A 22155-nucleotide genomic window follows, 5' to 3' on the forward strand; every position below is an offset into this window, starting at 1 on the left:
TCTCCTTCTAACAGCAACTGCTTCCGCCGCTACCGTAGCGGGCTTCCTGGCGCTCGCGGAAGAATTCTTCGTAGGTCATGTACGGCTTATCGGGATGGTTGGTCTTCATGTGCTCGACGTAGTTGTCGTAGTCCGGAATGCCAATCAGCATCTTTGCCGCCTGACCGAGATATTTTTTTGCCTGACCTAAAGTACCAAACATTCTGCCGTCCTGTTAATGAATAAAGCCGGATGGCGGCTTGCGCCTTATCCGGCCTACATACTGCACATTTTGTAGGCCGGATAAGCGCAGCGCCATCCGGCAATTACGGCTTAATGATGTGAAGAGGTTTTCACACCGCCTTCCGGCACCGGTACATACGGTGTCTCTTTATCAGAGCGACCGTTGATGGTACGGGCTTTCTGCCAGGTACGGAACCCGTAGAAAATGATGCTGTACACCACCACCAGGAACAGAATACTCAGGCCTGCGTTGGTGTAGTTGTTGATGACGATATGGTTCATGTTGGCAATCTGCTGAGCGGTCAGTTCGCCGCCGTTAGCAATCTTCTCTTTGTACTGATTCGCCATGAAGAAGAAGCCTTCCATCTGCGGGTTGGTGCTGAACAGTTTCAGACCCAGCGCCCAGGTGGTGCAGATAAGCAGCCATACTGCCGGAACCACGGTAACCCAGATGTATTTGGTGCGTTGCATTTTAACCAGCACCACGGTGCCGAGAACCAGCGCCACGGCAGCCAGCATCTGGTTAGAGATACCGAACAGCGGCCACAGGCTCTTAACGCCGCCCAGCGGGTCAACAACACCTTGATACAGCAGGTAACCCCACAGGCCTACGCAGCCCGCAGTACCAATGATACCCGCAACCAGAGAGTCGGTTTTCTTCAGGAACGGAACGAAGTTACCCAGTAAATCTTGCAGCATAAAGCGGCCAGAACGGGTACCGGCGTCCAGTGCGGTCAGGATGAACAGCGCTTCGAACAGGATACCGAAGTGGTACCAGAAGCCCATGTCAGCCATCGGCAGCACTTTATGGAACACGTGGGCGATACCAACGGCCAGCGTCGGTGCGCCACCTGCGCGGTTCAGAACAGACGGCTCGCCGATGTCTTTCGCGGTTTGCAGGATCTGCTCAGGTGAAATCACAAAGCCCCAGGAGCTGACGGTTGCCGCTGCGTGTGCGGTAACGTCTTTCAACTGCGCCATAATCAGCGGGGCGTTCTCACCGCTCATTTCATGCAGGTTCGGCATGGTGATGCCAAGGCCAGCAGGCGGGGTGTTCATTGCGAAGTACAGACCCGGTTCGATGATGGACGCAGCAACCAGCGCCATAATCGCCACGAAGGATTCCATCAGCATCGCGCCGTAACCAATGAAACGCGCGTCGGTTTCACAGGCCAGCAGCTTCGGTGTAGTACCGGAAGCGATCAGCGCGTGGAAGCCAGATACCGCACCACACGCGATGGTGATGAACAGGAACGGGAACAGAGCGCCTTTCCACAGCGGGCCAGTACCATCAACGTACTGGGTCATCGCCGGCATTTTCAGTTCCGGGTTGAGAATAACAATCCCCACCGCCAGACCGACGATAACGCCGATTTTCAGGAAAGTAGCCAGATAGTCGCGCGGGGCGAGGATCAGCCATACCGGCAGCAGCGCAGAGATAAACGCGTAACCGATCAGGGTAAAGGTAATGGTGGTGTCTTTAAAGGTCAGCGCCGGGCCCCAGTACGGGTCGTGCGCAATCACGCCGCCGAAGTAGATGGAGGCAACCAGCAACACAATACCAATCACCGACACTTCGCCCACGCGTCCTGGGCGCAGGAATCGCATGTAGATCCCCATGAACAGCGCGATAGGTACGGTTGAGCAGACGGTGAACACACCCCACGGGCTTTCAGCCAGTGCTTTCACCACGATCAACGCCAGTACCGCGAGGATGATGATCATGATTAAGAAGCAGCCGAACAGCGCAATGGTTCCCGGCACCGGGCCCATCTCTTCTTTGATCATCTCACCCAGAGATGCGCCGTTACGGCGAGAAGAGATAAACAGCACCATGAAGTCCTGTACCGCACCGGCCAACACTACGCCCGCCAGCAACCACAGCGTACCAGGCAGGTAGCCCATCTGCGCGGCCAGTACCGGCCCAACCAGCGGACCTGCACCTGCGATAGCGGCAAAGTGGTGACCAAACAACACGTTACGGTTGGTTGGAACGTAGTTCAGACCATCATTATTGATGACCGCCGGCGTGGCGCGCGTCGGGTCAAGTTTCATCACCTTTTGGGCGATGTACAAACTGTAGTAACGATAAGCCACCAGATAAACAGAAACTGAGGCGACCACGATCCACAGGGCACTGATGTGCTCACCCCGACGTAATGCCACTACCGAGAGGCAGAATGCACCGATGATTCCGAGAATCACCCAGGGTATGTGCTTGAATATCTTTTTCGTATCCATAGTAAAACCTGGTATCTAATTAATAATTGGCCGAAGCCGCGTGGGTTTGATCTTGTGTTTGAGGAGGTTATTTGACTGCTATGTTGGGGGGATCTTGCCAGAGAATTACGCGCGTAAAGTAAGGTAAATAAGTGAGCGGTTGTATGTCAGCTTAAGCGGTCCCAAGTGTCAGCGAGCGGTAAGCGGTGGGGGCAAACGGGAATATTTATGTGATTGAGATCACTAATAAACCCGCTTAGTGCTTTGGCAGACGGCGTGGATCGACGAATCGTCGATGCTGAGATCGATTCAACTAGCACAAATTTCATAAAGTTTTCCCTTTCCAGGCCGAAAATTCTGACATCTGTCTAGCGGAAAGAGAAAACATGTTAAAACGTATGAAGATTGTTACCAGCTTACTGCTGGTATTGGCGCTATTTGGCCTTTTACAGCTCGCCTCGGGCGGCTTGTTTTTTAACTCACTTAAGAATGACAAAGAGAACTTTACCGTTCTGCAAACCATTCGCCAGCAACAGTCTGCGCTGAACGCTACCTGGGTTGAGCTGCTGCAAACGCGTAACACCCTGAACCGGGCGGGCATTCGCTACATGATGGATCAGAGCAATATCGGCAGCGGCGCGACCGTTGCCGAGCTGATGCAGGTGGCGAGTACGGCGCTGAAGCTGACGGAAAAAAACTGGGCGATTTACGAGTCGCTCCCGCGCGATCCGCGCCAAAGCGAAGCCGCTTTCCAGGAGATCAACCGCACCTATGACATCTATCACGGTGCGCTGGCGGAGCTGATCCAGTTACTGGGTGACGGGAAGATCAACGCGTTCTTTGATCAACCGACGCAGAGCTATCAGGATGGTTTTGAGAAGCAGTATATGAGTTACATGCAGCAGAACGATCGCCTGTATGACATCGCGGTGGAAGATAACAACAGTTCTTACAGCCAGGCGATGTGGGTGCTGATCTGCGTGCTGATTACCGTACTGGCGGCGATTATTGCGGTGTGGTTTGGTATCAAACTGACCCTTATCTCCCCAATGAACCGTCTGATTGACAGCATTCGTCATATCGCCAGCGGCGATCTGGTGAAGCGCATTGAAGTGGAAGGTTCCAACGAGATTGGGCAACTGGCGGAAAGCCTGCGTCACATGCAGGGTGAGCTGATGAATACCGTGGGTGACGTGCGTAACGGCGCCAACGCGATTTACAGCGGGGCCAGCGAGATTGCGATGGGCAATAACGATCTCTCCTCCCGTACCGAACAGCAGGCGGCCTCTCTGGAAGAAACCGCAGCCAGCATGGAACAGCTGACGGCAACCGTGAAGCAGAACGCCGAAAACGCGCGTCAGGCCAGCCATCTGGCGCTGAGTGCGTCGGAAACCGCGCAGAAAGGCGGCAAAGTGGTGGACAACGTGGTGCAAACCATGCGTGATATCGCTTCCAGTTCGCAGAAGATCGCCGACATTATTAGCGTCATCGACGGCATTGCCTTCCAGACCAATATTCTGGCACTCAACGCCGCGGTAGAAGCCGCACGTGCGGGCGAGCAGGGCCGTGGATTTGCGGTGGTTGCGGGTGAAGTGCGTAACCTGGCCCAGCGTAGTGCACAGGCCGCGCGCGAGATTAAGAGCCTGATTGAAGACTCGGTCAGCCGTGTTGATGTTGGTTCAACGCTGGTTGAAAGCGCCGGTGAAACCATGGATGAGATCGTCAATGCGGTAACCCGCGTGACCGATATCATGGGTGAAATCGCCTCTGCTTCTGATGAACAGAGCCGCGGTATTGATCAGGTTGGTCTGGCCGTTGCCGAGATGGATCGTGTGACGCAGCAGAACGCCTCGCTTGTGGAAGAATCCGCCGCTGCCGCTGCCGCGCTGGAAGAGCAGGCCAGCCGCCTGACTCAAGCCGTTGCCGTGTTCCGTATTCAGCATGACCAACAGCGCGCGCGTGACGTTGCGGCCGCTAAACCGGTTTCAACGGTCCAGCCGCGTAAAGCCGCGGTAGCGGATGCCGGGGATAACTGGGAAACGTTCTAAGACTGTGATGCCGGATGGCGCTATCGCTTATCCGGCCTACGGGAAAGTTATGTGGTTGCCGGATGGTGCTATCGCTTATCCGGTCTGCGGGAAAGTTATGTAGGCCCGATAAGGCGTAGCCGCCATCGGGCAATTAGCGCAACATCAGGCGCATGGCGCAGCGCGATTCATATGCCAGTCCATGCGCCGCTTCCTCTTCTCTTTTCTGGCGCAACTTTGCAGGCAGCGTCTCTTCAGCCAACATTTCAAATCCCAGACGCGCGTACCATGGCGCATTCCACGGCACATCGCGGAAGGTGGTCAGCGTGAGCGATGTGTAACCTTTCTCGCGCGCCTGTTCGGCAACATAGCAAATTAATCGGCGGCCAATTCCTTTTCCCTGCCACTCCTGATGCAGCGACAGTTCTGCAATAAACAGCGATGAATCCAGCGTTTCGGCGACTAAAAAGCCGACTGGATGCTCATCGGTCTGCGCCAGCCAGCTCAAGCCAGTGGCGGCAAATGCCTGATGCTGAGCAGCCGATATAATCTGGTCATCAGCAATCCACGCCAGTTCCGGGATCTGTAAAAAACGTTGCCCCGCAGATCGTTCGATGGCGGGAAGAGCGGCTGCGTCTGCCAGAGTAGTAGCGCGTAAGGTGATGTTCATACGAGGAGCATAACATGCCCGATAAGCACGGTGTTATCGGGCATCTGGAGGATTAATCTTTACGTGGATCGCTAATGGGCTGGCGAACCAGGAAGATGTAGGCAAGGGCCCCCGCCATGGTGACGCAGCCGCAGATGATCAGCGCCAGGCGGAAAGAGTTGGTGGTATCAACAATAAATCCGGTGACGATCGGCGCAAACGACGCGCAGATAAAGCTGGCAAAGTTCTGGATACTGCCCACGGAAGCGGTCATGCGTGAGGCGACGGCGACGTGGATCAGGCCCCAGCACGAGGTACCGGCGAAGTGGATGCAGAACAGCGCCATACCGATCAGTAACACGGCGGCCATCGACGTTGTGGCCTGCGGCACAACGAAGGTGAAGGCTGCAGAGCAGAACATCCCGGCGATTATACAAATCTTACGGCTCTTAATCGGCGCCATACCGCCTTTTACCAGCCAGTCGGTGACAAAACCGTTAATCAACATGCCGGCTGCGCCAAACAGGAACGGGATCGCCGCCATTAATCCGGTGCTTTTTAAATCCAGGTTGTAGGAGGTTTGTAGGTAGCCCGGCAGCCAGGCCAGGTATAACCATGCGGTATAGTTGATGCCGCTAAAGCCCAGCATCATGCCCCACATGGTACGGTTGCGAAACAGGCTGCGCCATTCGGCAAAGCTCAGCGGATCGCGGCGGGCATTGACGCTACCAGCGTTCAGGTACGCTTGTTCCGTGGCGCTCAGCTCAATTTGCTCGCGGTTGCGATACAGCATGTACCAGCCGATGGCGAGGAAAATACCCAGCACGCCAATGGTGATGAACATCCAGCGCCAGCCCATTACCAGCATCATGGCAGCCAGAATCGGCGGGCTAATGGCAACCCCGATGGTGGAGGCGGCGTTGAATAATCCCATCGGGCGGCCGCGCTCTTTGATGTTAAACCAGTCGTTGATGACCTTTACGCCGCACGGGTTCATTGGCGCTTCGCCGATCCCCATCCCGATACGCACCAACACAAACTGGGTGAAGCTGTGTACCATGCCGGACATCGCCTGAAACAGCGACCAGAAGAACATCCCCAGCCCCAGCATAATGCGCGGACCTTTGCGATCCAGCAGCGGGCCGCAGGGCAATTGCGCAATACCATAAGCGAGAGAGAATACCGACAGTAGCACGCCGATTTGCGTGGCGCTTAGCCCCAGTTCTTCACGAATCGTTAAGTTGGCGACCGACAGAGAACTGCGGTCGAGGTAATTAATAACCGCAGCAAAAAATAATAAAATCATTGCCGTGGTTTGAATACGTTTTATTCGGCTACTGCGTTGCACCATGCCCTCAGGCGGAACATTAATATCCGCAGATGATGACGTGCCAAACGAAGAACTCGGGTCGAGGGTAATATTATTTTTTTCCACGCCGGACTCCTGAACCTCAATAATTTATTTTTCACACAGCAGAACTGTGCAGTATTGAAAAAATACCGATGATGAATCAATTTGCTCATCACCGCTCACAAAAGTTTTTAATGCAGTCGACTTAGCGTGAGCATAGGCAAGAGGTATTTTTCAGGCGTTTTTATTTTTATAAAATCGTGCTCCCGGTAATGATTTGCTGTTTTTTATCGGTACTTAATGGGCGGCGCTATGACTCTGGTTGATGGAACGAATCATTGATTGTTTGGCTGAATTCAAATGGTTACAGAGCGCCAGGGTGGCATCCAGGTCGCTGCGGCAGATCAGCGCGCTGAGGATGGTCATATGCTCATCGATGGCAATGATGTTGCGTTGTTTGAGGTCGCTCTCATCCCACTGATAGTGGAAGTGGAAAATCACGGAGATGATTTCAAGTGATTGATTGAAAAATATATTATCGGCAGCAGAGAGCAGCAAGGCATGAAACTCACGGTCTAACTGCGAGAACATACGAAAGCTGCTGCCGATGCTGTCGCGCAGGATCCGGTGGCGTTCCAGCAGCGTTTTCGCCTGCAGCCAGCGTGGGTCATCGTCGGGCAGATTGAGAAAATGTTGCAGGGAATGGGTTTCCAGCATTTCTCTGAGTTCAAACAACTGCTCCGCATAGGCCTGATCGAACTGCTTCATGCTCCACTGACCGCGTTTTTCGTTTTTGATCAGGTTGTAACGTTCGAATTTTAAAAGATATTCCCGTACGACTACCGGACTGACGCCCGCGGCTCTGGCAAGCTGCAGTTCGGAGAAGCTCTCGCCTGCACGCAGCTGGCGCTGGTTGATCATGGTGAAAAACGCCTGCTCAAAAATCCTGTTTTGCTCGGTCATGGAGGCGGTGGTGCAGGCAAAACCGTCGTCATGGTCGGGTTTACGCACGATAACATAGTGGCTGCCGACCTGGGTCAGAACGCCGCACTCGCCTAAGTGGCTCAGCATATGACGCACGGTGGTGCGGCTGATGTTGTACATCTCCGCTAATGCGCTTTGCGACGGGAGAGGGGAAGGGATATGACCACGCGCCATATCATCGATAATCTGGTTAATCACATTGTGGCGTAAGTTCTGCGAACGGCTCATGGCTTCTCCTTTTTACCTATTAAAACCCGATTTAAAACATTTTTATGCGCTGGGATTCACAGATTGTGTTTCTGCTTTCTCCGTCTTTTTTATTTTCGTTGATATCTGAGGCAACAAAAAACAGGAGAGCAGAATCATGTCTACGATGAATACGTTGATTTGCCAGGAACCTAAAAAATTAGTCTGGAAAGAACGCGAAATACCTATTCCGGGTGAGAGCGAAGCATTAATAAAAATTAAATCGGTAGGGATTTGTGGTACCGATATTCATGCCTGGGGTGGCAATCAACCTTTTTTCAGCTACCCACGTGTATTAGGGCATGAAATATGTGGGGAAATTGTCGGGCTGGGTAAGAATATACAGAATCTGAAAAATGGTCAGCAGGTGGCGGTTATTCCTTACGTGGCCTGCCAGCAGTGTCCGGCATGCCTGAGCGGGCGCACTAACTGCTGCGAGAAGATTTCAGTAATTGGCGTGCACCAGGATGGCGGTTTCAGTGAATATTTGTCCGTTCCGGTGACCAACCTGCTGGATGCGCAGGGGATTGACCCGCAGGCGGCGGCGCTGATTGAGCCTTATGCCATCAGCGCGCATGCGGTACGCCGGGCGGCGGTGGCGCCGGGTGAGCAGGTGCTGGTGGTCGGCGCTGGTCCGATTGGCCTGGGGGCTGCAGCGATTGCCAAAGCCGATGGCGCACAGGTGGTGGTCGCCGATACCAGTCCGGCGCGCCGAGACCATGTGGTTTCCCGCCTGGGACTTCCGGTTATCGACCCATCCGCTGAAGATTTTGATGCGCAGCTGCGCGCTCAGTTTGGCGGTTCGCTGGCGCAAAAGGTCATTGATGCCACGGGGAATCAACATGCGATGAATAACACGGTGAATTTGATTCGTCATGGCGGCAGCATCGTTTTCGTTGGGTTGTTTAAAGGCGATTTGCAGTTCTCTGACCCTGAGTTCCACAAGAAAGAGACCACCATGATGGGCAGTCGCAACGCCACGCCGGAAGATTTCGCCAAAGTGGGCCGCCTGATGTCGGAAGGCAAATTGACCGCCGACATGATGCTTACGCACCGTTATGCGTTTGCCACACTGGCTGAAATCTACGAGCGGGATGTGATCAATAACCGTGAACTGATTAAAGGCGTGATCACGTTCTGAGAGGGAAAACAGGATGAAAACATTGAATCGACGTGATTTTCCGGGAGCCAGCTACCCAACGCGTGTGATCCAGTTTGGAGAAGGTAACTTTCTGCGGGCGTTTGTCGACTGGCAACTGGATATCCTCAACGAGCATACCGATCTGAACGCTGGCGTGACCATCGTTCGGCCAATTAATACCGATTTCCCGCCGTCGCTGAATACCCAGGACGGGCTGTATACCACGCTTATTCGCGGGCTAAACGAGCAGGGTGAGGCGGTGAGTGAGGCGCGGCTTATCCGTTCGGTGAATCACGAAATCAACCCGTACCAGGATTTCGCGGCGTATCTGGCGCTGGCGCACAATGCGGATATCCGTTTTGTGTTTTCAAATACTACCGAAGCCGGAATTAGCTATCACGCGGCAGACTGTGTGGATGATGCGCCGCCGGTGAGCTTTCCGGCCAAACTGACGCGCCTGCTGATGGAGCGCTTTAACCACTTTGAGGGCGCGGTGGATAAGGGCTGGGTAATTATTCCGTGCGAGCTTATCGACTATAACGGTGAGGCGCTCAAATCCCTGGTGCTGCGGTATGCGCAGGAGTGGCAGCTTCCTCCGGCATTTGCCGACTGGGTGGAGACGGCAAACACGTTCTGTTCCACGCTGGTTGACCGTATTGTCACCGGCTACCCGCGCGAAGAAGCCGCAGCGCTGGAGGCTACACTTGGCTATCACGATGCGTTTCTCGATACCGCGGAGCATTTTTACCTGTTTGTGATCCAGGGGCCGCAGTGGCTGGCAGAGGAGCTGAAGCTGGCGCAGTGTCCGCTGAATATCCGTGTAGTGAGCGATATCAAACCGTACAAAGAGCGCAAAGTCGCTATTCTCAATGGCGCGCATACGGCGCTGGTGCCGGTGGCGTGGCTGTGCGGGTTGGAGACCGTTGGCGAGGCGATGCAGGATGCTGATATTCGCCGCTTTGTCGAGCGGGCGATTAGTGAGGAGATTATTCCGGTGTTGGATCTCCCGGCGGACGAACTGCGAGAATTTGCCGACGCGGTGAGCGGGCGTTTTCAGAACCCCTACATTCGCCACCAGTTGCTTTCCATTGCGCTTAACGGGATGACTAAATTCCGCACCCGTATTTTGCCGCAACTGCTGGCGGGTGAGCAAAATGGGCGCTGGCCAGTGCGGTTAACGTTTGCCCTCGCTGCGCTGCTGGCGTTTTATCGCGCAGAGCGTCACGGGGAACGCTATCCGATACAGGATGATGAGCAGTGGGTAAGCCTCTATGCCAGCCTGTGGCCGCGAGTTGGCAATGATTTAACGCTGCGTGAACTGGTGGATGCAGTGCTTGGCGATGCGGCGCACTGGGGAGAGGATTTGACGTTGTTACCTGGGCTTGCCGGGCAGGTGACGGCCAACCTGGAGATGATTCTGGTGCAGGGTATGCGCCAGGCGGTGAACAGTCTGGAATAAGGTTGCCATGCAGCGCCCGGTGTGGTGTTGGGCGCTGTTTTTTTTATCCCTGAGCAGCCACTATTTTGATTTCAACCATCCCGATCCCCAGCTTACGCGGCGAGTGACCGAGAATATTGCCCTCGTTGGTGGCAACCGGATCGGGCGGGACAATCACCAGCGTATCGGCATCCGCCGGGTTATCAAAATGTAAGGTAGTGGTGCTGACGTCATGGCCTAACACCAGCGTCTGTTCCTCGTTGCCAACGCGCACGGGAATAGGGCGATTAGCGTTGTCGCCGAAGGCTTTCGCGGTAATGATCAGATCGAATTTCTTCGGCAACGGGGCTTTGTACTCAATCGTTACTTCTTCGCTGAGCTGCGCATTGGACCAGCGTCCCCAGGATTCGGGGCGTGAAATACCGCTAAATTGTTTCACCTCTTCCGGCGCGCCCGCCACGTTGAAAACGAAGCTATCTGCTTTGTAGCGAATGTCGTTATCGACAATTTTCAGCGTATCGACGTTACCTTTGTAGCGCTCCATGTCGATCACCGTATCTTTAAATACGGTTTTACTTTTCCATTTGGCTTTGTCGACGTGCTGCACAATTTGCTGCCCGCCTAACTGACCCTGTGAAACGCACCAGTCGGTAGAAAGCGCCAGCTCCGGCGCCCACAGTTGCGCCATTTTGTAGCAGCGATCGACCCAGACAAAGTTATCGCGCGGGGCAAAATCAGCCAGCTGGAAGCGCAGCGGGGCCGAGTATTCGCTTTCCGGCAGCGGCTCGACGCGTTTGTCAGATACACGCAGCAGCAACGGCAAGCGGAAATGGCTACCGGAGAAGGAGATCATATTTTTGTCCTGGTCGACGGTGAACTCTTTCATCTCTTTCGGGAAATTCCACAGGCGAATGATATCGGGCTTCCACGCCAGCATTTTTTCTTTAATGTTCAGGAATACTTCCGACACGGATTCGCTCGACAAGCTGCTACGGCCAAGACCGATAAAGTTATCGCCGCCGAGAATATCCAGTACCGTTGCGCCGTTATCCATCGTATTACGTTTTACCGCCAGCGTGTCCTGTTGCGGTTGGTCGCCGCGCAGCACGAAGAACAGGTTGTTACGATCCTGCTTGTTCAGATACTTCCATGCGGTGTTGTTCATCGCCAGATGATCGGAAGAAACAACGATAACGGTATCTTTAAACCACGGCGATGCTTTGATTTTATTGATAAATTCGGCAATGTTTTCCTGGCTGCAGCTGACCGCGCTGAACGACTGGTTAGCCTTCCCGTCGATGTCATAACGTTTACGGTTGCAGCTACGTGAGATAAATCCATCCGGATGATGGGTGTCCACGGTCAGGGTAAACAGTGAAAAACGCTGGCCTGAGCGCGAAAGCTCTTCGAATTTTTTCCATGCTTCGTCCAGCACGGTATCGTCGTAGAAGCCCCAGTCGTTACGATAGGCCGGGTCCGCCACCACGCTTTTTAACTCTTCCGCACCGTACAGATGGTCAAAGCCGTGAGATTTCAGGAACACGTCTTTGCCGGCAAAGCGCAGGTTGGCACCCTGCACAAAGTAGTTCTGATAGCCGGAGTTTTTCAGGATATCGCCCAGACAGATATTGTTAGGGAAGAAACTTGAGACCGACGCCGAGGCGTTGCCTTCAAATGGCGCAAACAGCGGAATACCGCACTGGGAGGCGACCATGCCAGCGATGGTGTAATCGGTACCCGGCAGTTGCATGGTATTGCTGAAATCCAGACCTTCATTTTTTAACGCGCCGAGTTCCGGGGTCAGATCCGGGAACGCGTCGTTATTAAAATAGGTGCGCTCGAGGCTCTCACCGTAGATATACACCAGGTTCAGCTTCGGGTTGGGAATGGTTTTCGATGGCTCTTTATAATACGTCGGGAAATCCGGATCGCCATCGCGCGACTGCGACTTCACCAGTTCGGTTATCTGGTGAAACGCCGGGCTGGCGTCAACGGAGGCCAGCGCCAGCAGCAGGGCCAGCAGACTGTAACCCACATGATGCGGGTGATGGCGACGGCGGCGCAGGATCCAACCGAGCGCGACAAAAACGGTCGTCAGCGCCAGCGCGATCCCAACGCCCGGCAGGATATATTTGCCGATCCCTGCGCCGGTCAGACTGTTGGTCAGCGTGTACAGTACCGCGTCATTGATCCCGTCGCCGGTGAAATAGTCACTGGCGTACAGCGTGATATTCAGGACAATAAAAATCCCCAGCACCGATAACGTGGCGGCAAACCACCAGGTGTTGCGACCCGCTTTCCAGGCGTAAATCAGCACTGAAGCGAGAAACAGAGTGATGGAGATTAATTCTGACAACGGTCGATCCTCAGTAAACCGGGCACATGCCTGGCAGGCTAATCATTAGGGGGAAAGCACAATGTAATAGCGTTGTTACATTGCTGCAATTGTAGTGACATTAAATTACGTTGTTATTCAGAATTGGTTTAGATATGCGCGTTTTTGTGGGGAATTACTATTTATTTGAAATGTGAATGTATTGACGGAAATAAATAGATGCCGCGCAGGTTATACGCGGCATGTCGTGCGTCAGGAAATGAAGTTCATGCCCTGTTTTAACACCAGATCGCAGGCCTTGGTTTTAACCTGTTTCGCCAGCGAGCTGTTGCCAATCGTGTTCAGGTCCAGCTGTTGACCATCTTTGGCGTTGAGCAGACCCTGAATCCCGTCCATATAGTTGGTGTCTTGCTTCTGCTCAGGAGCACTGAGCCCCAGTTTATCCAGCACCTGGTTTTTGACGTTTTGTGTGTCGGTGACCGAGGCCAGCTTCTGTTTCGCGCAATATTCCAGGATCCCGGCGGCGTTATTCATGCTGCTGGAGGTCAACGACTGATTACTGCCATTCAGCAGGCTGGTCAGGGAAGAGAGCGACGAGCTGCTTTGCGAGCCGGAGCTTTGTTTGCTTAGCTCACTGGCCGCGCTGGAGAGCGAATCCTGCCAGGAGGCGGCGAAAACGCTGGTGGAGATGAGCGTGCTGGCGGCAAGCGCACAGCACAGCAGACGTTTGGTAGTTTTCATCATTATATGCAACTCGTGTTATGCCTTTTCAGCGCAGTATAGCGCTGGCAGTCTTAGGAGTGGTCCTAATACGTTAATACTCTTTACCGGTGACCCGACTACGGTAGCTTTCCCAGTTAAAAATGACCCACAGACTGTTGCCAAGGCGCATACGATCCATCACGCGCTCGCCCAACAGCTTGTTCATTTCATCCATATTGCTGTTAGTTAACATGCCGGTCGGACGTTTTGAGGATGAACGGCGATCGACAATTTGATTAATAATCACTTTTTCATAGCGGGATTCGGTCTGCATGCCGATCTCGTCGATCACCAGCAGATCCACATTGCTCAGATCGTTGAGCAGCTGTTCTTCGCTGGTTTCACGATTGCTGAACGTTTCTTTCATCGCCGACATGATATCGGCCACGGTAATGATCAGTACCGACTTGCCGCGCAATAGCAGTTCGTTGCAGATGGCGGCGGCCAGATGGTTTTTGCCGGTGCCGGGTTTGCCGGAGAAGATAAAGCTGGCGATGTTGCCGTCAAACTCTTCAACGTATTGGCGGGCTTTGCTCAGGGCGTTCATCTGACCTTCGCACTCTACCCGATAGTTTTCGAACGAACAGTTCTGATGCAGCGGACGGATACCGGAACGGTTGAATGTGCGCTGCATTTTCATGGCCCGGTTTTCGCGGGCCAGCGCTGCGGCACGAATTTCACCTTGCTCTTTTTGCCATGCCAGCAGCTCCTCGCCCGTTTTAAAGGCGGGCTCGACATTAGGTGGCATCATTTTTTGCAGACGTTTCATCAGGTCGCCAACGTTTTTCATCGTTATCCTCTAAAACCCGGTGGAATGTGGCTGTCAGGTTCACTGACGGTGTTCACATCGCGCTTTGGCATTCCGCCATTGCTGGCCCGTCCAATCTGAATGCTGCGCGCCAGTTTTTGCTGCCACTGAATATGGTGAAAGACTTTGCCTTCAGCCTGCCAGTAGGCAACAAATGAGGCCAGTTCTTCAGCAGTAACCGGCTCTCGCAACGCTACGCCCCATAAAGCGGCCTGACGCTGAAAGTCGGCATCAGGCTGCCAGGCAGCGTACATCGCAAATTTCCCCATTGGCACGGCAACGGGAGCGGTTTGCGGCTCTTCATAAAATTGATCATCCAATGTCACATCGCTTCCCGGGCGTGACAGTTTCTCCTCAAGCGCCAACAGCTCAGCCAGTCTCGCAGGCGTCACCGCGTAAAACGCTGGTGCATTGTTAGCGAATACGGCTACGGCGCCACCCGCAGACTTGGCCAGCACAGCGTGGTGATCGTGTAATAAGGCGTCAATGCTTGTGACGTCTGGCGTCAAAATTTTGCAGGGCATAATGTTTCTCAATACTGAACAACAACCGAGAAGGGGACTGCTTTTATAGTAACACAGAGAAGAAGGAGAGCAGCAGGTGAGGGGAGATTCCCCTCTCTGCACGGTAATAAAGAAAGTGCACCGTTAAACGCGTGGACGTTTGCGATACAGCCATAATCCTGGCACGGACAGACCGATGGAGAGCGCACCGACAATCGATGAGGCTTTCAGGAAGTTGGTCAGCAGGGTAATCATCAGCACTTCGCTGTAACCGAAATGGCCGATTTTTACTGCTGAGATCATGGCGGTGTAGGCGGAGATCCCTGGAAACATGGGGATCACTGCCGCGACGGTGAAGACTTTCGGATGCGCCAGATACCAGCGCGACCACTGGATCCCAATGCAGCCGACCAGCAGCGACGCCATAAATGTTGACCATTCAATATTAAACCCTGCGGTCATCATCACCATTCGTGAGCCGTGACCGAGTGCGCCGAGTAATGCGCACCATGGGAGCGCCCGATGGGGGACATTGAATACCATGGCAAAGCCAAGCGCCGGGATCGCCGACAGGATCATATCCTGCATTAGCGCCAGTATGAAATCGATCACGCCCATCCGCGCAGCCCCCATAAGGTCATCGACACGATCACGCCAATACAGGTCGCCAACGTAAGCAGACTGGCAATAGCCCAGCGAGCGAGTCCGGTATTAATGTGTCCCTTAAACATATCCGCGACGGAGTTGATCAACGGAAAGCCCGGAACCAGCAGTAGCACGCTGGCGGCCATAGCGATAGTCGGAGTATTGCTAAAGGTCGGCAACGTCAGCAGCAAACCTGAAATGGTGGTCGCCACAAAGGCGGTGATGCAAAAATTGATTTGCGGATGCAAATGCCGGGATGCCAGTATCTGGCGGATATACATCGCCACCATGCTGGCGAAAAAGGTGATCACCGCACCATCCCATCCGCCGTTATTGAGTTTACAAAAACAGGCGCAGGATAAACCGACCATCAGGGCGACCAGCCATCTTGGATAGCGCAGTGGTTTAATCTGGCTAAAGCGTTTCTCTACGCCTTTAACATCCAGCAGTTTATGTTCCGCCAAAATGACAATGTGCTGCACTTCCGTCACGACGTGCATATTAATGCCGCGATCCTGATTTTTTCGCGTTGATGTCAGGCATTGCCCGTCTTTAATGGTGGTCAGGACGATAGCGTTAGAGGAGATAGCGCTTTCTACACTATCCATGCCAAGCGCCAGCCCGAGGCGGGTGGATAGCTCGTCAACCAGCGCGCTTTCTGCCCCATGCTGAAGTAAAAAAAGACCGCATTGAATACATAACCGTGTAACCGTTCGCTGTGACGACTGCTCTGTTTGCATGGTTCGCTCTGACTGATAAGGATCTCTTTGAGTGACGAATGTTTACTTTTATCATGAAGCATGAGCCCGCTGGCTCTGGCTAAGATCAATCTTTGTGTCGAAAAAAGACACCGACGATACGGTTATGGCATATTAACACTCCCCACTCGCCGAGGTATGAGAGGGCGCATGACTGTAATGTAGCGTTATTTACCCGGATGGCAAATACATAAGCCATGCTAACGATCTATTGTAGTTATTTTAATTTTACAAATAACGTATTTATGCGTAATCATGTAATAATAGCTTGACAGTTTGGCTTTATCTGGATTGTAGTGCCAATACTTTTATTTTAATAAACGCCAAGGATAAGCAATTCACCCCGTTTATTGTTCGGAGTATTTTCCCGTGAATTAATGGCTATTAATTTATTCGGGAGAACTGAATTAAGTACGATTACGGACTGGTGAGTGTGGAGGGGATATGTTGCAAGGACGCTGCAAAAACGCAATTATTATTAGTAAATCGCCGATTATACAGACCGGGCTTAAAGGTATAATACAGGCGCAGTTTGCCGATTACGAACTTACATACTGTTGTTCTGTTGAAGAACTAACATTATTACAACTACGGTACGCTGATTTGGTGATTGCTGATTTAACTGGAGACTGCAATTATCCTCGTTCAGTCTGCGAACAATATTATTCTTTATTATCTCAATACCGTGATATTCACTGGGTCTTTCTCGTCTCTCGTATTTTCTATCCTTTGGCTATTGAGCTACTGATGTGTCCTGTCAGTTCGCTGCTCTCTGATGCAGAGCCGATAGAAAGTTTAGTGAGCGTCATTCACGCAGGAAATGCGCGAGCAGAAAGAATAAGTAAGACACTACTTTCTCCACCTGCCATGCCGCAATTGTTAGATCATAGCGCGCGCTCAATAGTCCTCACTCTCTCTGAAAGGAAAGTGCTGCGCCTCCTTGGGAAAGGCTGGGGAATTAATCAGATTGCGATGTTGCTGAAGAAAAGCAATAAAACAATCAGTGCCCAAAAGAATAGCGCTATGCGTCGCTTGTCGATAAATAGCAATGCAGAAATGTATGCCTGGATAAATAGTTCTCAAGGATCGCGAGAACTTAATTTACCTTCAGTTTATGGAGAAACCACGGAATGGAAAGCAGAATCATCAAAAGAAACGTTGCACTGGTAGAAAAGTGTACAATGAGCAGTGTAGGTATTAATAGTTTATTTAATACCATGCCAGATGACCAATATAAACTTCATCTCTTTTCTAGCCAGCCCACTTTTAGTCAGGCAATGTTAAAGATGTCGTTTTCGGCAGTTATTTTTTCTCTCTCTGCAATCAGAAGCGATCGCAGAGCTGGGTTGGCCTATTTAACGGAACTGGCGATAAATTTTCCACGGATTCGCCGCGTGGTGATTGCCGATGATGACGCTGAAGCGCGTTTAATTGGCTCCTTGTCCCCCTTGCCGCTGGATGGCGTTGTGAGTAAAGCTTCTTCGTTAACGGTGCTACAGGACGCTTTATTTACGGCGTTAAGCTGCCCAAGCCGAGGAACCGAAAGCACGAAAAACCATTGGTATATTAATCAAAGCCGCATGCTCAGTCCGACAGAACGAGAAATACTGCGCTTTATGTCAAATGGCTATTCGATGCCGCAGATTGCCGCTCAGCTTGAACGGAACATTAAAACCATTCGGGCACACAAATTTAATGTGATGTCCAAACTGGGAGTAAGCTCAGATGCCGGGTTACTGGATGCTGCCGATATCCTGCTGTACCTGCGTGCTGGCGAGCCAGCGCCTTTTATGCAGGCGGCTTCGTGACAGGCAACGTTGACGTGCTTTGTGCCGGGTTTGGTCGCCGATTTGGCGCGTGAAGCATTACTGACACACGTCAACCCAGGTGGCAGAAGTCAGTTCAGCCATCCTCTCAGGCGTGATGCGAACCGCGCTGTGGATGGCACCTGCGGCAGGCAACACTTCAGCGTAGTGCTTCAGAGAAACATCACAGTACACTGAAATCGGTGTTTCTAATCCGAAGGGGCAAACGCCGCCAACGGGATGCCCCGTCGCGCTCACGACCTCATCGCTACTCAACATACGGGCTTTGGCACCGAACGTACTCTTTAGCTTTTTATTATCCAGTCGGGCATCACCTTTTGCCACGACCAGGATGATGTCGTTCTTCACCTTTAGCGAAAGTGTTTTCGCTATCTGGCCAGGTTCAACGTTATGGGCTTTTGCTGCCAGATCAACGGTTGCTGTGCTCTGATCTAATTCGATAATCTCAATATCTGGTGCATGTTGCGCCAGGAATTGACGTACTGATTGCAAACTCATTCTTCTCTCCCTATCGCTTACAGATAACCCTGCACAGCAGAAAACATGCAGGATGTAATTTGTCATAGGGGCAACCGCACTGTAAATATTTTATTGTAACAATATAGCAACATTAGCAGTTTTTCGATCGTCTTCACAATCAAAGAAACCGGTTACAGTAACCGGTTGCAGGATGCTTAAATGACGATTAATACTGAAGTTGTCACTTCCTCTGTATCACATAATAAGAGCCATCTATGAAACTTAACTCGAATAGCGGTAGTGCTGGTGTTCCCCCCGGCACGGTTGCGAAAAGTGGTAATGGGCTTTACGTGGTGGTGTTGATGCCAACACGGTTGCAAGGTTTTGCACAACGGGAGAACGGCTATGTCTACTAATCATGCTGTGTTTAACGTGATTTTCCGCTTTGTTGAAAACTATGTTAGCCCTGTTGCCGGGCGCATCTCTTCACAACGTCATGTCATGGCTATTCGTGACGGTTTTATTTCGGCGATGCCTTTTATGATTGTAGGCTCTTTTCTGCTGGTTTTTGCCTATCCGCCGTTTTCTCCCGATACCACCTGGGGATTCGCCCGTGCGTGGCTGGATTTGGCAAAACAGTTTGAAGGCCAAATCCTCACACCGTTTGATATGACGATGGGGATCATGTCGGTCTACATATGTGCGGCTATTGCTTATAACCTGGGCAAGCACTATGTGAAGTCGCATCAGTTAGATCCGTTTATGTGTGCGATGCTATCAATCATGGCTTTTTTGCTGATTGCCGCGCCAAAAACCAAAGGCACGATGCCGGTTGATAGTCTGGGAGGAACGGGGATTTTCACCGCCATCCTGGTAGCCATTTACTGCGTTGAAATGATGCGCTTCCTGAAGGCGCACAACATTGGCATCCGTTTACCCGATCAGGTGCCGCCGATGATCAAAAACTCTTTCGATCTGCTGATCCCGGTGCTGGTGGTGGTGCTGACGCTGTACCCGCTAAGCCTGGTGATACAGTCGCAGTTTGACATGCTGATCCCGCAGGCCATTATGGCCATTTTCAAACCACTGGTGTCGGCTGCAGATTCTCTCCCGGCGATCCTGCTGGCGGTATTGATCGGCCATCTGCTGTGGTTTGCCGGTATTCACGGCGCGGCTATTGTGTCGGGAATGCTGCAAATGTTCTGGCTCACCAATCTCGGGATGAACCAGTCGGCGCTGGCGCAGGGTGCGCCGTTGCCGCATATCTTTATGGAAGCGTTCTGGACATTCTTCATTGTGGTTGGTGGTTCCGGCGCGACGATGGGGTTGGTGATTTGCTATCTGCGGAGTCGTTCCGCTCATCTACGCTCGATTGGGCGTCTGAGCGTGGTCCCCAGCATTTTTAATATTAACGAACCGGTGATATTCGGTACGCCGATTGTCATGAACCCGGTGTTTTTTATCCCCTTCCTGCTGGCTCCGATGGTGAATGCGGTACTGGCGTGGGCGGCGATGAAACTGGATTTAATTGGGCGGGTAATTTCAGTGGTTCCCTGGACGGCCCCGGCACCGGTTGGCGCCGCATGGGCGTTAGGTTGGGATTATCGTGCGGCTATCCTGGTGGTGCTGTTGGCGCTGGTATCGGCCGTTATCTACTTCCCGTTCTTTAAGGTCTACGAAAAGCAGTTATTAGCGCAGGAAAAAGAAGAAGCGCAGCGTATGGAAGAGGAAAACCAGCAGGTTGCATAAATATCTGGCGAGGGGCTACGGCTCCTCGCTTACTTCAGCGTGCAGTCTCCGCATTGCTGAACGTCAGGCAGGCGATAGCGTTGGCAGCAGGTTCTGCGCACTAACAGCCCTTCACGCGGAACAACGGTACGCCATAGAGGATTATCCTGACCGCAGGAAAGTTGTTTCTCAAAAAAGCAGGTCTGGCGCAGCGTGGTCAGCAGTTCTTCACCTAACAACGGCTTCATTTCCGTTAAATACCAGTGAATTAAGTATCCGGTGTTGCTCCAGATAAGCTTTGCGTTGATCTCACCCGTTGCTTCCAGCGCCTGCACAACCGGCGTTAGCGCTGAGAGAATCAGCGTTTCCATGCGTTGTTGAGGAGACAGGGCTGTAGCCAGATGATCCTGATGGACATCGATCCAGAAGCAGGCTGCTCGGCCCGTTTCGTGGAATTCTACGTGCATGTGTTCAGGAGAGACGTCTATAGCCTCTTTTTGCGTCAGCAGGGCCACCATTAACGGAGGCATCATCAGGCCGATATACCATTGCGCCCAAAGAGATATCAGGGGCTTATTTTCGCGGGGCAGCGTGGGCTGGTTGCGATAGATATGGTCTGAATAAACAGCGAGCAATGAACTTAGCGTCGTCGGTTGCGTCCATTCATGCAGCGTCATTGCACCTGGCACAGGCGTTTCGTCAAGACGAATGAAGTCCAGCAAGTGCTCGCGAGTTTTGGCTATCGTTGCGCGTACGGCAGCAGCCAGCGAGGGCATCTCTGAGGGGAGATGGCTACGCCAGATGACATCTTCAACGATCGGTGCGGAACGATAAGCCATGTCGATATAAGGATGTTAATCTTAATGATAATGATTGCTAATCCTATAATTGGTGTTAAGCGATAGCAAGATCTTTGTCGCCATCTCGGGTGGCACCGCACAGAAAACTCAGATAGAAGGGCAGTTTACCCGTAGCTCATCGCTGACCAGAGTATTGTTACGCCCAAGATTCTTCGCCTCGTAAAGGGCTTTATCCGCTTTGGCAATAGCAGCATCAATATCCTGTTCGACCAGAGGTGCAATGCCGATACTGACGGTTACGTTGGTTGCCACGCTCTCATTAAACATGTGAGGGATTTTAAGGTCGTACACTTTCTGGCGGATACGTTCGGCGGCAGCCTGGGCTTGCTGTGGATCGACCGCGGTCAGCAAAATCATAAACTCTTCACCGCCAAAACGCGCCACCACATCCCTGGAGCGGACGGAGTCTCGGATGGCGGCAGAAACACGGATCAACGCCTGGTCGCCCATCATATGTCCGTAATGATCGTTATAGGATTTGAAATGGTCGATATCCAGCAGCAGAACGAAGTGTCTCGAATTACTTAGGGCCAACAGCGTATCGAGCCGGTGTTGCAGCCCCCGGCGATTATACAAACCGGTTAGCGGGTCGAGCATGCTGAGCCCGTTCAGGGTTTCTCGTTCTTCCAGCAGTTTGTACATCAGCTGCTGAGCGAACCCATCGTAGCGCTTTTGTATCACATGCTGGATGGCGATACCGGCCATAGGCAGCGCCATAAAATAGAAAATCCGCAAACCATGCTCGCTGCCGTTAAGCCATAAACAAACGGCGACGGAGGGGAGTGAGTGGAGCGTAAACGCGATGATATTATTGGCAAAAGCGATAGAACCAATAAACAGTACGCTGAGAAGCGCTATTAACAGGAAATAATAATCATTCTGACCTAAAGCATTATATTTCAATAATATGTGTAACGCCCATAACAAGCCAAAAACGATTGAAATAAAAGGGAGATTAATTCTTTTATCTGCGTATTTCCCATGCCATACCAGCAGCAGTGTACTCATCACCAGTATCAGCAACGCCGATACTGATAAGGCTTTGACCGCAAACAGTGGGAAAAAAAGCGTAAACAGCGCGGAGACTGCGTTGAGCAGCAGAAACAGTCGTAAAGAGAGTTGGTATTTTTTGGTGCGCAGAGTTCGCCAGGATTGTACTGTCATAGGTAAATATTGTTAGTTATCTGCAATGT

The 22155-nt window shown here is 52.2% G+C and carries 20 protein-coding genes; 6 read left to right on the forward strand and 14 right to left on the reverse strand.

Going from position 1 to position 22155, the window contains the following annotated elements; all coding sequences use genetic code 11:
* Nucleotides 1–7: 7 nt before the first annotated feature.
* Complete coding sequence (locus OGV57_RS12615; protein ID WP_003830038.1) at nt 8–202, reverse strand: YbdD/YjiX family protein; 195 nt, start codon at nt 200–202, stop codon at nt 8–10.
* Nucleotides 203–312: 110 nt separating this feature from the next.
* Nucleotides 313–2463, reverse strand: coding sequence for a pyruvate/proton symporter BtsT (btsT, locus tag OGV57_RS12620; protein WP_003845609.1), 2151 nt, complete (start codon nt 2461–2463; stop codon nt 313–315).
* Between the two features lie 365 nt (nt 2464–2828).
* On the opposite strand from btsT, the gene tsr reads away from it, so the two are divergent.
* A complete protein-coding gene (gene tsr / locus OGV57_RS12625) occupies nt 2829–4490 on the forward strand; it encodes a methyl-accepting chemotaxis protein (RefSeq protein ID WP_003837223.1) in 1662 nt (553 codons plus the stop codon).
* A 133-nt stretch (nt 4491–4623) separates the two neighbouring features.
* On the opposite strand, the gene OGV57_RS12630 is transcribed toward tsr, so the two are convergent.
* The 3 genes from OGV57_RS12630 to OGV57_RS12640 all read right to left on the reverse strand — a co-directional run bounded on the left by OGV57_RS12630 (nt 4624) and on the right by OGV57_RS12640 (nt 7681).
* Entirely contained in the window at nt 4624–5139 is a 516-nt protein-coding gene (locus OGV57_RS12630; RefSeq protein WP_046670877.1) for a GNAT family N-acetyltransferase, read from the reverse strand.
* A 52-nt stretch (nt 5140–5191) separates the two neighbouring features.
* Entirely contained in the window at nt 5192–6553 is a 1362-nt protein-coding gene (locus tag OGV57_RS12635; RefSeq protein ID WP_046670879.1) for an MFS transporter, read from the reverse strand.
* A gap of 213 nt (nt 6554–6766) precedes the next feature.
* On the reverse strand, nt 6767–7681 hold the full coding sequence (locus tag OGV57_RS12640) for a GntR family transcriptional regulator (RefSeq protein WP_003019148.1): 915 nt from the start codon (nt 7679–7681) through the stop codon (nt 6767–6769).
* A 136-nt stretch (nt 7682–7817) separates the two neighbouring features.
* Between OGV57_RS12640 and OGV57_RS12645 the strand changes: the two genes are divergently transcribed.
* Both OGV57_RS12645 and OGV57_RS12650 read left to right on the forward strand, forming a co-directional pair.
* On the forward strand, nt 7818–8840 hold the full coding sequence (locus OGV57_RS12645; RefSeq protein ID WP_003837229.1) for a zinc-binding alcohol dehydrogenase family protein: 1023 nt from the start codon (nt 7818–7820) through the stop codon (nt 8838–8840).
* A gap of 13 nt (nt 8841–8853) precedes the next feature.
* Nucleotides 8854–10299: a tagaturonate reductase gene (locus OGV57_RS12650; RefSeq protein WP_054528030.1), complete on the forward strand. Its 1446-nt coding sequence runs from the start codon at nt 8854–8856 to the stop codon at nt 10297–10299.
* A gap of 43 nt (nt 10300–10342) precedes the next feature.
* Here OGV57_RS12650 and opgB read toward each other — a convergent pair whose 3' ends face one another.
* From opgB to OGV57_RS12680, 6 genes are all read right to left on the reverse strand, one after another.
* Nucleotides 10343–12634, reverse strand: a complete 2292-nt coding sequence (opgB, locus tag OGV57_RS12655) for a phosphatidylglycerol--membrane-oligosaccharide glycerophosphotransferase (RefSeq protein WP_054528031.1) — start codon at nt 12632–12634, stop codon at nt 10343–10345.
* Between the two features lie 231 nt (nt 12635–12865).
* Nucleotides 12866–13357: a YjjA family protein gene (locus tag OGV57_RS12660; RefSeq protein ID WP_003830016.1), complete on the reverse strand. Its 492-nt coding sequence runs from the start codon at nt 13355–13357 to the stop codon at nt 12866–12868.
* A gap of 70 nt (nt 13358–13427) precedes the next feature.
* Nucleotides 13428–14165 carry a replicative helicase loader DnaC gene (dnaC, locus tag OGV57_RS12665; protein ID WP_003019133.1) on the reverse strand — a complete coding sequence of 246 codons (738 nt, stop codon included), beginning with the start codon at nt 14163–14165 and terminating at the stop codon, nt 13428–13430.
* Between the two features lie 2 nt (nt 14166–14167).
* Nucleotides 14168–14707, reverse strand: coding sequence for a primosomal protein DnaT (gene dnaT / locus OGV57_RS12670; protein WP_054528032.1), 540 nt, complete (start codon nt 14705–14707; stop codon nt 14168–14170).
* Between the two features lie 123 nt (nt 14708–14830).
* Nucleotides 14831–15304 (reverse strand): threonine/serine exporter, encoded by a 474-nt coding sequence (locus tag OGV57_RS12675; RefSeq protein ID WP_003019127.1) that lies wholly within the window; start codon nt 15302–15304, stop codon nt 14831–14833.
* The gene (locus tag OGV57_RS12680; RefSeq protein WP_003019122.1) at nt 15295–16071 is read right to left on the reverse strand and encodes a threonine/serine exporter family protein; all 777 of its coding nucleotides are present in this window, start codon (nt 16069–16071) and stop codon (nt 15295–15297) included. Before OGV57_RS12680 ends, OGV57_RS12675 begins: the two co-directional genes overlap by 10 nt.
* Nucleotides 16072–16533: 462 nt before the next feature.
* Here OGV57_RS12680 and OGV57_RS12685 point away from each other — a divergent pair, with 462 nt between their 5' ends.
* Complete coding sequence (locus OGV57_RS12685) at nt 16534–17259, forward strand: helix-turn-helix transcriptional regulator (RefSeq protein WP_003837239.1); 726 nt, start codon at nt 16534–16536, stop codon at nt 17257–17259.
* Nucleotides 17220–17897, forward strand: coding sequence for a DNA-binding transcriptional activator BglJ (gene bglJ / locus OGV57_RS12690; protein ID WP_048216856.1), 678 nt, complete (start codon nt 17220–17222; stop codon nt 17895–17897). Before OGV57_RS12685 ends, bglJ begins: the two co-directional genes overlap by 40 nt.
* A gap of 57 nt (nt 17898–17954) precedes the next feature.
* On the opposite strand, the gene OGV57_RS12695 is transcribed toward bglJ, so the two are convergent.
* Nucleotides 17955–18413, reverse strand: a complete 459-nt coding sequence (locus tag OGV57_RS12695) for a YbaK/EbsC family protein (protein ID WP_003019114.1) — start codon at nt 18411–18413, stop codon at nt 17955–17957.
* A gap of 366 nt (nt 18414–18779) precedes the next feature.
* Here OGV57_RS12695 and OGV57_RS12700 point away from each other — a divergent pair, with 366 nt between their 5' ends.
* A complete protein-coding gene (locus OGV57_RS12700; RefSeq protein WP_003829998.1) occupies nt 18780–20123 on the forward strand; it encodes a PTS cellobiose transporter subunit IIC in 1344 nt (447 codons plus the stop codon).
* Nucleotides 20124–20152: 29 nt separating this feature from the next.
* Here the strand turns inward: OGV57_RS12700 and fhuF are convergent, their stop codons facing one another.
* Both fhuF and OGV57_RS12710 read right to left on the reverse strand, forming a co-directional pair.
* Entirely contained in the window at nt 20153–20941 is a 789-nt protein-coding gene (gene fhuF / locus OGV57_RS12705; RefSeq protein WP_003837247.1) for a siderophore-iron reductase FhuF, read from the reverse strand.
* A gap of 108 nt (nt 20942–21049) precedes the next feature.
* The gene (locus tag OGV57_RS12710) at nt 21050–22126 is read right to left on the reverse strand and encodes a GGDEF domain-containing protein (RefSeq protein ID WP_003837249.1); all 1077 of its coding nucleotides are present in this window, start codon (nt 22124–22126) and stop codon (nt 21050–21052) included.
* Nucleotides 22127–22155: the final 29 nt, after the last annotated feature.

The sequence above is a fragment of the Citrobacter sp. Cf087 genome, assembly GCF_030334285.1.
GTDB lineage: Bacteria > Pseudomonadota > Gammaproteobacteria > Enterobacterales > Enterobacteriaceae > Citrobacter > Citrobacter freundii.

Excerpts from the sequence above, each read along its gene's own strand:
- OGV57_RS12615 (WP_003830038.1), bottom strand. The coding sequence starts at position 202 with ATGTTTGGTACTTTAGGTCAGGCAAAAAAATATCTCGGTCAGGCGGCA.
- btsT (WP_003845609.1), bottom strand. The coding sequence starts at position 2,463 with ATGGATACGAAAAAGATATTCAAGCACATACCCTGGGTGATTCTCGGA.
- tsr (WP_003837223.1), top strand. The coding sequence starts at position 2,829 with ATGTTAAAACGTATGAAGATTGTTACCAGCTTACTGCTGGTATTGGCG.
- OGV57_RS12630 (WP_046670877.1), bottom strand. The coding sequence starts at position 5,139 with ATGAACATCACCTTACGCGCTACTACTCTGGCAGACGCAGCCGCTCTT.
- OGV57_RS12640 (WP_003019148.1), bottom strand. The coding sequence starts at position 7,681 with ATGAGCCGTTCGCAGAACTTACGCCACAATGTGATTAACCAGATTATC.
- OGV57_RS12645 (WP_003837229.1), top strand. The coding sequence starts at position 7,818 with ATGTCTACGATGAATACGTTGATTTGCCAGGAACCTAAAAAATTAGTC.
- OGV57_RS12650 (WP_054528030.1), top strand. The coding sequence starts at position 8,854 with ATGAAAACATTGAATCGACGTGATTTTCCGGGAGCCAGCTACCCAACG.
- OGV57_RS12660 (WP_003830016.1), bottom strand. The coding sequence starts at position 13,357 with ATGATGAAAACTACCAAACGTCTGCTGTGCTGTGCGCTTGCCGCCAGC.
- dnaC (WP_003019133.1), bottom strand. The coding sequence starts at position 14,165 with ATGAAAAACGTTGGCGACCTGATGAAACGTCTGCAAAAAATGATGCCA.
- dnaT (WP_054528032.1), bottom strand. The coding sequence starts at position 14,707 with ATGCCCTGCAAAATTTTGACGCCAGACGTCACAAGCATTGACGCCTTA.
- OGV57_RS12675 (WP_003019127.1), bottom strand. The coding sequence starts at position 15,304 with ATGGGCGTGATCGATTTCATACTGGCGCTAATGCAGGATATGATCCTG.
- OGV57_RS12680 (WP_003019122.1), bottom strand. The coding sequence starts at position 16,071 with ATGCAAACAGAGCAGTCGTCACAGCGAACGGTTACACGGTTATGTATT.
- OGV57_RS12685 (WP_003837239.1), top strand. The coding sequence starts at position 16,534 with ATGTTGCAAGGACGCTGCAAAAACGCAATTATTATTAGTAAATCGCCG.
- bglJ (WP_048216856.1), top strand. The coding sequence starts at position 17,220 with ATGGAAAGCAGAATCATCAAAAGAAACGTTGCACTGGTAGAAAAGTGT.
- OGV57_RS12695 (WP_003019114.1), bottom strand. The coding sequence starts at position 18,413 with ATGAGTTTGCAATCAGTACGTCAATTCCTGGCGCAACATGCACCAGAT.
- OGV57_RS12700 (WP_003829998.1), top strand. The coding sequence starts at position 18,780 with ATGTCTACTAATCATGCTGTGTTTAACGTGATTTTCCGCTTTGTTGAA.
- fhuF (WP_003837247.1), bottom strand. The coding sequence starts at position 20,941 with ATGGCTTATCGTTCCGCACCGATCGTTGAAGATGTCATCTGGCGTAGC.
- OGV57_RS12710 (WP_003837249.1), bottom strand. The coding sequence starts at position 22,126 with ATGACAGTACAATCCTGGCGAACTCTGCGCACCAAAAAATACCAACTC.